The following is a 9,849-nucleotide window of genomic DNA, read 5'->3' as shown; positions in this document are numbered from 1 at the left end:
GGTACGACATTTAGCTTTGATGTTGAGCCTTGAAGATCGATTCGGGGCTTCGTAGGGTGCGTCGGGTCGGGTCCTTCCGGTACGGCTCGGTATACGACTGGTAGCACCGCTTCGCGGTGACTCCTGGAGTTTGATCGTTCGGCTGGTAGGGCCGCCCGGCGCACGTGATCCCTGTTCGGGAACCCGCGGCCGCGACCACGAGTGTCGATGGACCGCTGCTACCGAATGTCCGGATGGCACACCCCCTGCGGAGCGTGCGCGGCGAGTCGTGACCGACAGGCTCCCGACCGTGATCGACGGCCACGATGGGGAGGTAACGTGCGGCTGCGTTTGGGTATCGACGTGGCATGCAAGGCGGCGCACCAGGTGACCTGCGCCGACGAGACCGGCAAGTTCCTGTTCTCCGGACGCAGGTTCCGGACCACGGTCGATGACCTGGAGAAGCTGTGGGCGAGCCTGCCGGCCGCCGACGAGGTCCTGGTCGTGCTGGAACCCACCCGCAACGCGTGGGTGCCCCTGGCCGCGTGGCTGCGCTCCCGCGGCGCGAAGGTGGTCCTGGTACCGCCGGAGCAGTCGGCTGACCTGCGTGACTACTACCACAAGCACACCAAGAACGACCGGCTCGACTCCCGGGTCCTGGCCCGGCTGCCGCTGCTGCACCCGGAAGGACTGCGAGTCCTCGGCGACGACGAACTCGGCCCGGCCGACCCGCTACGGCGGGCCACCCGCCGACGCCGGTCGCTGGTGAAACGGCGCACCGCCACCTACGCCCGCCTCGACGCGCTGCTGGAACTGCTCGGCCCCTGGTGGGCCGACGCGCTCAACACCGGCGAGTACTCCAAGACCGCCCTGACCGTGCTGGAACGCACCGGCGGCGACCCGCACGCGCTCCAACGGCTCGGCCGCAAACGGCTGACCGCGCTGCTGATACGGGCCAGCCGCGGCGCCTGGCGCGACCAGCACGCCGACCGGATCCTGCACGCCGCCCAGCAGAGCCTGCAGCTGTGGACCGGCGGTGGCCTGGACTTCACCGAACTGGCCGTCGACCTGTCCGGCGAGGCCCGCCTCGCCCTGCAGCTGAGCACCGAGATCGACGGCCTCGACGACCGCATCGGCGTGCTCTACGACGAAGCCGACCCGGCCGGGCTGCTGCTGTCCGCCCCCGGACTGGGTGTCACCTCCGCCGCGGCCATCCTGGCCGGGCTCGGTGACCCGGACCGGTTCGCCACCCTGGCCGGCGTCCGCTCCTTCACCGGCCTGGTCCCTAAACTCGACGAGTCCGGCACCAGCAGCCGCCACGGCCCGCCCACCAAAGCCGGCGACCCCGCCCTACGCGAAGCCCTGTTCAACGCCGCCGACCGGGCCCGCAAAACCGACCCCACACTGGCCGCCCGCTACCAACGCCTCATCCAGGCCGGCAAACACCACAACTCCGCCGTCTGCACGCTGGCCGCCGCACTGGTCACCCGACTCGCGGCCTGCTGGCGCTCCCGCACGCCCTACCAACTCACCGACGTCAACGGCCAGCCGATCACCGCCGCCGAGGGCCGCACCATCTGCGCCACCCACTACCAGGTCACCGACGCCGACCGAGCCAAGAACCGATCCCAACGCGCCGCCCAGCGGCAGAAACAACGAACAGGCCGGCGCAATAAGAAGTCGCAAAGCGCTCCGGCAGCCGACCTGTCCGCGAACCAGACTAGCCACCCCGCAGTGGCTTGACATCCGTTAGGAACTCAAGAAATCACACAATTGCCGGGGCGCTGTCACCGAACGGCACGCCCGGCCCGTCTCTGCGGTAAGAGGGTGCGGGAGAGGGTTGTGACGGAAGATCTGCGGGCGTTGCTGCGGGCCGAATTGAGCAGCGAGCGGCCGCCGCCGCTGGGCGATCTGGTGGCCGCCGCGATCCGCGACGGGCGGCGAATCCGACGAAAGCAACGTATCCGGCGTATCGGGGCGGGCATGCTGGCGCTCGCCGCGGCCGTGTCCGCCCTCGTCATCACCGGTGACGGCGGGGTCGCGGGCCGCCGGTATGCGCCGGCCGAGGCCGCCGGGGCGCTTTCTCCCCCATCCGTGCCACCTGCCGAGCCGGTCCCCACGACCACAGCCGAAGCGCGTACGTTGACCCTCCGCAGCGGCACGAAGCGTGCCGGCGGCTCGCGGGAGAAAGCGACATCAGCGGCGATGCTTCATCTTCTGACCCAACTCCTCCCACCCGGGCGGACGACCCATCTGGGGGTCGCCGCGCCGGGTGATCTCCAGGTGCAGCTGTACCTGGACGACGGCTCCGGCCCGGGCATCGTGCGGGTGGCCGTCGAGCAGAACGGCCCGATTGCCGGCGACCTGCCCCGTGCGGAGGCGGTCAGCGTGACAATCAGCCACATGCCGGACAACTGCCTGCAGGGCACGGTCGTCGACGCCGCGTGGCCCGACGGCACGCTCGTCCAGGTCGACGTCGCCTCCTGCCTCGACCCGGCCGGCCCGGCGACCGTGCCGGCGCTCAGCGTCGATCAGGCCGTCCGGGTCGCCGCCGACCCGCGCTGGGGCGTGACCATGGACGCCGCCCTGGTCGCCGAGGGGGCCAAGCAGTTCCCGACCGTGCCGGTGCTCCGCTGACATGACGGAGGAAGACGAGTTCGCCGAGTTCGCCAACGCGCATGCCGACCGCCTGCGGAACACCGCGTTCATGCTCTGTCATGACTGGCACCTCGCCCAGGACCTCACCCAGACGGCGCTGACCAAGCTGTTCCTGAGCTGGCGCCGGGCGACCCAGGCGGACAACCTTCTCGCGTACGCCCAGAAGATCCTGCTTCGCTCTTATCTGGATCACCGCCGTCGCCGGTCCTCGACCGAGTCGACGCCGGGGGTGCTGCACGAGCCCGCCTACCGGGAGAGTCCGGAGCTGCGGCTGACGATGCTGGACGCGCTGGCCGGCCTGCCGGCCCGGGACCGGGCGATCGTGATCCTGCGGTACTTCGAGGACTACAGCGTCGAGCAGGTCGCCGACGTGCTGGAGATCCCGGTCAGCGTGGTGAAGAGCCAGACCCGGCGCTCGCTCGGGAAGCTGCGGGAGCTGCTGGCCGCCGACCAGCTGGCACTGTTCGCGTAACGACCGGCTACCCTGGCGGGCATGACAGTTCGGCCCATTCGGATCTTCGGCGACCCGGTGCTGCGCACCGAGGCCGACCCGGTCACCGCCTTCGACGCGGAGCTGCGGCAGCTGGTCGCCGACCTGGAGGACACCGTCCGGCTGCCGGGGCGGGCCGGCGTCGCCGCGCCGCAGATCGGGGTCGGCCTGCGGGTGTTCTCGTACAACGTGGGTGGGCAGGTCGGTCATCTGGTCAATCCGGTGCTGTCCGGCTTCGCGGGCGAGCAGACCGACGACGAGGCGTGCCTGTCGCTGCCCGGCCTCGGCTATCCGACCACCCGGGCGATGTCGGTGACCGCGCGCGGCTTCGACCAGTACGGCGAGCCGCTGGTGATCGAGGGCACCGGGTTTCTCGCCCGGGCGCTGCAGCACGAGACCGACCACCTGGCCGGGACGCTCTACATCGACACGCTCAAGGGCGACGCGCGCCGGCAGGCACTGCGCGAGCTGCGCCGGGTGAGTCCGTCGCCACGGCGATGATCCCCAGCTGATCCGCGAGGGCGCGGGCGCCGGCGTCGGTCACCTTGACCGCGCGGCCGCTGCCGATCCGGACGATCCAGCCGGCGTCGAAGGCGTGCCTGCAGAGGGCGGCGCCGACCTGCCCGGCGAGATGCGAGCGGCGCTCGGTCCAGTCCAGGCACTCCCTGACGACCGGGCGCTTGCCCGATTTGTCCAGCCCGATGCCCAGCGACGTCAGCCAGGCATTTCCTCTGGAGGTCACGACCAGCCCATTCGTACGGCTGACCAGGCCACTGTTGAACAGGGCGTCGGCGATCGAAACCCCGATATGGCCGGCTAAGTGGTCGTAACAGGTCCGCGCGTGGGCGAGGTTCCTGCGCCGGTGCGCGGCCGACAGCGAGACGACCGGCGCGGGCGGGACCGGCGGGCCGGCGGTGGCGACCGTCTCGATCAGGGTGGCGGTTTCGGCGGAGGCCAGCTGCAGGTAGCGGTGCCGGCCCTGTTTGCGCTGGATCAGCAGGCCGCCGGCGACGAGGCGGTCGGCGTGCTCGCTGGCGGTCGATACGGCGACCCCGGCGTGGCGGGCCAGTTCGCCGACGGTCCAGGCCCGGCCGTCCAGCAGGGCCAGGCAGAACGAGGCCCGGGTGCGGTCGGCGAGCAGGGCCGCCCACCCGGCGAGGGACTCGGCGTTGTCGTCCATGCCCCGATCATGTCCCGGCGACGGTTCGGCGCCCACCGAAGTCGGCGGCACCGGCTTTCGGGGCGGTGGGCCGCGTTGCAGAATCGGATCGTCAAAGCATCGTCGTCAATGCGTCGTCGTCAAAAGCGTTGTCGTCAAAGCATCGGAGGAGGTCGATCATGCATCGCGTCACCCGTCGCTTCGCCGTGGTGGTGGCTGTCGTGCTCCTGGTCCTGGGCACCGCGGTCGGCGCATCCGCCGCCACCGTCCTGCATTTCGGCTATCACCAGGTCCGCGCCGGTCTGCCCACCGGCATCAAGCACTTCAAGCTCACCAGTACGGACATCCGGGCCGGCCGGCCGATCCCCGCGCGGTTCTGGGGCTGCACGGCCGCCGGCATCTCACCGCAGCTCAGCTGGTCGGGGGCGCCGGCCGGCACGCGGAGCTTCGCCGTCCAGCTGTTCGACCGGGACGCGCCGACCGGCAGCGGCTTCTGGCACTGGGTCGCCTGGGACCTGCCCGCCACCACGACGTCGGTGGCGACCGGGGCGTTGTTGCCGGCGCCGGCGGTCAGCGGGACGAACGACGGCGAGACGTCCGGGTACACCGGACCGTGCCCGCCGGCGGGGGACGTCACGCATCACTACACGTTCACGGTGGTCGCGCTCTCGGTGCCCAGCCTGGGGTTGCCGGCGAGCACGCACGGCGCGGTCGCGGGCTTCGTGATCGGGCACAACGCGCTCGGCTCGGCGTCGTTCGAGGCGACGGCGCGCCAGTGATCCGGCGTCAGGTGATCAGGAACTCGGGTGGGGCGTGGCGCAGGAACTCGTGGTGGGAGATGTCCCAGCCGTACGCGCCGGTCCGGGCGAAGGCCAGGATGTCCCCGGCGCGCAGCCGGTCCACGTGCTGGCCGCGGGTGAGGACGTCCCGGGGGGTGCAGAGCTCGCCGACCGCGTCGACCTCGGTGTCGGTCACCTCCGGGCGGGGATAGGGGTGTGGCCAGTCGTCGACCGGGATGATCGTGAAGGGGTGGCTGTAGCCCCAGGCGGCGGGGAGGCGGAAGTGGTGGGTGCCGCCCCGCAGGACGGCGAAGGTGCGGCCGTGGGTGGTCTTGAGGTCGAGGACCGTGGCGGCGTAGACGCCCGCGTCGGCGGCCAGATACCGGCCCGGCTCGAAGATCAGCTCGACGCCTTCCGGCGGCCCTATCTCCGACAAATCGGATAAGTCCATTTCGGCGGCGCTCAGGTAGTCGATGCCGAACCCGCCGCCCACGTTGACGACGCGCAGGTCGATGCCCGATTTGTCGGCCGTGGCGGCCGACCAGGCGAGCGCCTCCCGGACAAATGCCGCATGGGCCGCCCCGTCCAGGTTGTTGGAGACGGCGTGCAGGTGGAAGCCGATCACCTCGACGCCGGGGACCCGCAGGGCGTCGCCGAGCTGCGCCTCCTCGATGCCGAACGGGGTCGGCGTGCCGGTCATCGCGTGGCTGCCCGGGAGGCCGCCGCCGGGGCGGTTGACCCGCAGGCAGACCGTCGGCGGGGCGGCGGCGCGCGTGATCTCGGCGAGGCGGCGCAGCTCGTGCACGCTCTCCACGTTGATCAGGGCGCCGGCCTCGACCGCCGCCGCCAGCTCGGCGTCCGTCTTGCCGGGGCCGCCGAAGACGATCCGGTTCGCGCCGGCCGCCACCGCGAGGGCCAGTTCGCCGCCGGAGGCCACCTCGAGGCCGTCGCAGACCTCGGCGAGGGCCCGGACGACGGCGGGATGACCGTTCGCCTTCACCGCGTACAGCAAGGTGGCCCGGGGCGGCAGTCCTCGCCGGACCATGGCGGCCCGCGCGCGCAGAGCCGCGGTGTCGTAGACGTAGGCGCACACCGGCGCGGGCCGGGAGCGGAGCAGGTCAGCGTGCATGGAGCGGGTTCCGTACCGGGATGTAGAGGTCACCCTCGCCGGCGATCCGCATCCGGACCAGCGCCTTGTGCGGCACCAGCGGCGCGGTGAACGCGGCGTGGTCGTCGCCGGAGCAGCATTCGTCGAGGACCTCCCGGACGATCCGCCACGCCCGGTCCTCGTCGATGTCCAGGCGCAGGATGATCTCGCCGAGGTGCGCCTGGAACAGCGTGTACCCGATCTTCGCCCGGAAGATCTCCAGGTCGTCGGTGCCGACCACCGAGCCCGGCCACAGCGCGATGTCGTGCCCGGCCGCGCGCAGCCGGGGCGGATGCAGCCGGAGCCCGGCGAAGTCGCGCAGCGCCACCCGGTGCGGCCATCCGTCGACGAAGGTGGGCAGGCAGTTCTGCAGGTGCGCCTCGAGCGCCACGCCCTGGGCGGTGAGCCGCATCAAGGGCGGGAGAAGCATTTCCGCGTACGCCCGGAGCCAGGCACCCGGATCGCCGGTGACCAGGTCGTCCAGCAGGAACGGCAGCGCCCCACCCGGGATGACCCGCTCGGCACCGTGCAGGCGGGCGCCCAGCCCGTCGCGGCGGATCGCCGAGAGGTCGCGCCCGGAACCGACCGGGACGGCGGCGCCCGCGGTCTCGGCCATCAGCATGACCCGGTCGTCCTCCACCAGGCGGTGCAGCAGCTTGGAGACGGCCGGGCCGTTGCGGGTGCTGGCGATGCTGATGCTGCGCCGGGTCGAGGTGACCTGGATGTCGAGCGAGACCTTGAGGTACTCGCCGAGGCTCGGCACCCAGAGCGTGCGCAGCGCGGCGGTCGGGACGGCTTCCAGCTCGTCGTCGAGGATCTCGATGGTGCCGTCGCGCAGGAGATCGCCGTAGCGCGCGGGCAGCACCATGTCCCGCTGCCAGGGATGGACCGGCTGCAGGCCGTCCTCGGCGAAGACGTTGTCGCCGATCAGCAGATCTGGCCTTATCCGGACGAAACCGATCCGCGTCGTCGGCGTTTCGAGGTCGTAGGCGAGCACGTCGCCGGTGTCCCAGCCGAGCCGGGTGCGCCCGCACGGGTGCAGGTTGTGCCCGGCCACCGCGAGGCGTTCGAGGCCGATCGCCTGCCAGTCCGGGTCGTCGCCGACCGGCGCCGGCGGCCGGGCCATCGCGATCGCCAGGTTGATCACCGCGTTGCGCAGCTCGGCCGCGAACCCGGGTGCGTCGATCCCGTCGATCAGCTCGACCGGGTCGCCGACGCCGGCGGCCGGATACTCGACACGGTCGAAGCCGTGCGCCTGGCCGGGCCCCATGTCGCGGATGCCCTCGCGGGTGAGCGCCCCGCGCAATCGGCGCCCGACCGTGTCCGCGGCCTCCGGCAGCGCCGCGAGGAAGCCGTCGATCAGCTCCGGCGCGTGCACGGCGAGGGCCGCCTCGGTGTGGGCGAGGCGTTCCGGGGAGAGACTGCGAGTCATGCGTGTGCCGCCAGGGGGTTGTCCAGATAGGCCCAGATGTCGTCGAGCGGGTCGGCGGCCAGGCGCATCGCCGTGGTCGCCTTGACCGGCAGCGGCTGGCGCAGCAGGTGCGGCACGTCCCGGGTGCCGGTCTCGCGCAGGGCCGCGGCGATGATGCCCCACAGCCCGTGCGGGTCGGCCCCGCGCCGGCTCAGCGCCGCGACCAGCTCGGCGGCGACGGTGCCGAACGCGGCGGCCGCGAGCTTGCTGCGCAGCACCTGCGGGTCGTCGCTGGGCAGGTCCCCGCGCAGCGGCGGCGCCTCGAACCCGTGGTCGCGCAGCCGCCGCCCGCTGACCCGCACGCCGCCGAGATCCCGGTACAGCATCCGGACCGGCCGCCCGCCGCGCAGCACGACCAGGGTGTTCTGCCCGTGCGCCTCCAGCGCGAGGCCACGATCGAGCACCCGGACAAGGGGAGCGAACAACAACCGACCGAACAAACCCATCATCTCGTACGGGTCGGGCACCGTCGCCACCAGCGCGGGCTCCGCCCCGAACAACGCCACCGGCACGCACACCTCTTCGGCCTCGAGGCGCGGCGCCTCCCGGACGAGATAGGCCAGGTGCCGCTGCGGCACGCCGTCGACCAGCACCGCGCCGGCGGCGGTCTCGGCGAGCACGTCGATCGGCAGGTCCCGCAGGACGGTCCGCAGCAGCCGCGACAGCACCGGCCCGTTCTCGACCGCGGCCGGCGAGACGGTCCGCACGGCGGAGGTCATCTGCACGTCGACCGCGGTCTTGATGTGGACGCCGCCCCCCGCCATGGCGACCGTCCGCAGCGACATCAGCGGCCGGGCCGGCCCGGTCTCGCCGGCGTCCGCCAGCCACGGACAGGCGTCCCGGATCCGTTCGGCCTGCCAGGGATGCGCCAGCAGGACCGGCTCGGCGGTGCCGTGCCAGCGCTCCGCCGGCACCCGCAGGCGGCGCAGCCGGATCGTGGGGGAGTGCTCGGGCGCGTAGGCGAGCACGTCCGCGACGCTCATCCCGCCCCGGGTGCGGCAGCAGGGGTGCAGCGGATGGCCGTCGACGATGGACTGCTCGGCCAGCGCGAGCCCGTCCGGCCCCTCGAACCGCAGCCAGCCGCCCGGTCCCGCCGATCCACTCGCCGCCCCATCGGCCGCCCCGGCCGCCCCGCTCGCCGCCGCCCCGCTCGCCGCCGCCCGGCCGGCCGCCGCCCGGCCCAGCGCCAGGTTGGCGACGCTGTTGTCGATCTCGGCGGCCAGGTCGCTGCCGGGCCAGAGCACCCGCACGAGCGTCCCCGGATCGGTGATGAACGCCCCCGGCGACAGCTCCTCCACCCAGGCGTCGCTGTCCAGCCAGGCCGGCGTCGCGCCCGGACTCGGGCGGTCCCAGCCCCAGTCCGGCTCGAACCCGCCGCCCGGGCCCCAGCCCTGCCCGTCGCGCGGCCCGATCTCGGCCCGGACCGTGGCCTCCAGGCCCGCCTCGGCCGGCGCGAAGGTCACCGCGGCCGACCGCGGGAACCGCACCGTCACACCGGGGAAGGACACCTCGCCGGCGCGGCGCTTGCTCAGCCCCGGCAGCGGCTCCCGGTCCAGCGCTCCCAGCAGCCGCCCGAGCACCGCCGCCCGCGCTCCGGGCAACTCGGCGTCGTAACGTTCGACCAGGTCGGGTCGCAGCGTCGCCAGATCCTCCCGGGTCTGCGCCGGATCGGCGGTGCGCCGGATCGGCGGGGAGTCGGACGTCGGTCGCGGCACGCCGCCCATTGTGCGCTCCTCTTTCCGTGGTTACCGCCTCGCCCGGCCCCGCACGTGAGCGACGACGCAGTAACCGAACCAACATCCTAGGATGCTCTACGGGGTGTGCGCCGCGTCATCGGCGGACGCCCACCCCAAACCAAAAAGGAATCAACGACCCAGCCTGACGAAGCGCCATCGTGCTTGCGGCTGACATTGTTTTCGCCGGTCGGGGCTTGTGGCCGGCCGCGGACGGTGCCGATCGAGCCGGAGCCCGGTCAAGGGGCAGGCTTGGCCGTCGCGCGAACAACCGCGCCCCACGATGCGGACGGCCGTCCCAGCGACCCAGGCCGGCCGCGCCCTGCCCGCCGGTTGTCCGTCCGCTCGCCTGCTGTCAGCCGCTCGCGGCCCGGCCACCCGGCCGACGTCGTCGCCGCGACGTCGCATTCCGTGCGGCGGGCGGTCGAGGGCC

At 72.8% G+C, this 9,849-nt stretch carries 9 protein-coding genes; 5 read left to right on the top strand and 4 right to left on the bottom strand.

Going from position 1 to position 9,849, the window contains the following annotated elements:
- Positions 1-318: 318 nt before the first annotated feature.
- From IH26_RS0146455 to IH26_RS0146440, 4 genes are all read left to right on the top strand, one after another.
- Positions 319-1,722, top strand: coding sequence for an IS110 family RNA-guided transposase (locus IH26_RS0146455; RefSeq protein ID WP_211268886.1), 1,404 nt, complete (start codon positions 319-321; stop codon positions 1,720-1,722).
- Positions 1,723-1,821: 99 nt separating this feature from the next.
- Positions 1,822-2,616: a hypothetical protein gene (locus IH26_RS0146450; RefSeq protein WP_030442720.1), complete on the top strand. Its 795-nt coding sequence runs from the start codon at positions 1,822-1,824 to the stop codon at positions 2,614-2,616.
- Between the two features lies 1 nt (position 2,617).
- Positions 2,618-3,109 (top strand): SigE family RNA polymerase sigma factor, encoded by a 492-nt coding sequence (locus IH26_RS0146445; RefSeq protein WP_030442719.1) that lies wholly within the window; start codon positions 2,618-2,620, stop codon positions 3,107-3,109.
- Positions 3,110-3,130: 21 nt separating this feature from the next.
- Entirely contained in the window at positions 3,131-3,628 is a 498-nt protein-coding gene (locus tag IH26_RS0146440; protein WP_030442718.1) for a peptide deformylase, read from the top strand.
- Here the strand turns inward: IH26_RS0146440 and IH26_RS0146435 are convergent.
- A complete protein-coding gene (locus tag IH26_RS0146435; protein WP_034217579.1) occupies positions 3,561-4,307 on the bottom strand; it encodes an ArsR/SmtB family transcription factor in 747 nt (248 codons plus the stop codon). The genes IH26_RS0146440 and IH26_RS0146435 overlap by 68 nt on opposite strands.
- A 158-nt stretch (positions 4,308-4,465) precedes the next feature.
- Between IH26_RS0146435 and IH26_RS0146430 the strand changes: the two genes are divergently transcribed.
- The gene (locus IH26_RS0146430) at positions 4,466-5,065 is read left to right on the top strand and encodes a YbhB/YbcL family Raf kinase inhibitor-like protein (protein WP_084599747.1); all 600 of its coding nucleotides are present in this window, start codon (positions 4,466-4,468) and stop codon (positions 5,063-5,065) included.
- 7 nt (positions 5,066-5,072) lie between these two features.
- On the opposite strand, the gene IH26_RS0146425 is transcribed toward IH26_RS0146430, so the two are convergent.
- The 3 genes from IH26_RS0146425 to IH26_RS0146415 are packed head-to-tail and all read right to left on the bottom strand — an operon-like array spanning position 5,073 to position 9,407.
- On the bottom strand, positions 5,073-6,194 hold the full coding sequence (locus IH26_RS0146425) for an alanine racemase (RefSeq protein ID WP_030442715.1): 1,122 nt from the start codon (positions 6,192-6,194) through the stop codon (positions 5,073-5,075).
- Positions 6,184-7,644: an IucA/IucC family protein gene (locus IH26_RS0146420; RefSeq protein WP_030442714.1), complete on the bottom strand. Its 1,461-nt coding sequence runs from the start codon at positions 7,642-7,644 to the stop codon at positions 6,184-6,186. The genes IH26_RS0146425 and IH26_RS0146420 overlap by 11 nt, the downstream gene beginning before the upstream one ends.
- Complete coding sequence (locus tag IH26_RS0146415) at positions 7,641-9,407, bottom strand: IucA/IucC family protein (protein WP_245665990.1); 1,767 nt, start codon at positions 9,405-9,407, stop codon at positions 7,641-7,643. The genes IH26_RS0146420 and IH26_RS0146415 overlap by 4 nt, the downstream gene beginning before the upstream one ends.
- Positions 9,408-9,849: the final 442 nt, after the last annotated feature.

The sequence above is a fragment of the Actinoplanes subtropicus genome, from assembly GCF_000721705.1.
Lineage (GTDB): Bacteria > Actinomycetota > Actinomycetes > Mycobacteriales > Micromonosporaceae > Actinoplanes > Actinoplanes subtropicus.
Note: the sequence above shows the minus strand (reverse complement) of the source record. Positions and strands in the feature narration are given on the sequence as shown.

Excerpts from the sequence above, each read along its gene's own strand:
- IH26_RS0146445 (WP_030442719.1), top strand. The coding sequence starts at position 2,618 with ATGACGGAGGAAGACGAGTTCGCCGAGTTCGCCAACGCGCATGCCGAC.
- IH26_RS0146420 (WP_030442714.1), bottom strand. The coding sequence starts at position 7,644 with ATGACTCGCAGTCTCTCCCCGGAACGCCTCGCCCACACCGAGGCGGCC.
- IH26_RS0146430 (WP_084599747.1), top strand. The coding sequence starts at position 4,466 with ATGCATCGCGTCACCCGTCGCTTCGCCGTGGTGGTGGCTGTCGTGCTC.
- IH26_RS0146425 (WP_030442715.1), bottom strand. The coding sequence starts at position 6,194 with ATGCACGCTGACCTGCTCCGCTCCCGGCCCGCGCCGGTGTGCGCCTAC.
- IH26_RS0146440 (WP_030442718.1), top strand. The coding sequence starts at position 3,131 with ATGACAGTTCGGCCCATTCGGATCTTCGGCGACCCGGTGCTGCGCACC.
- IH26_RS0146435 (WP_034217579.1), bottom strand. The coding sequence starts at position 4,307 with ATGGACGACAACGCCGAGTCCCTCGCCGGGTGGGCGGCCCTGCTCGCC.
- IH26_RS0146415 (WP_245665990.1), bottom strand. The coding sequence starts at position 9,407 with ATGGGCGGCGTGCCGCGACCGACGTCCGACTCCCCGCCGATCCGGCGC.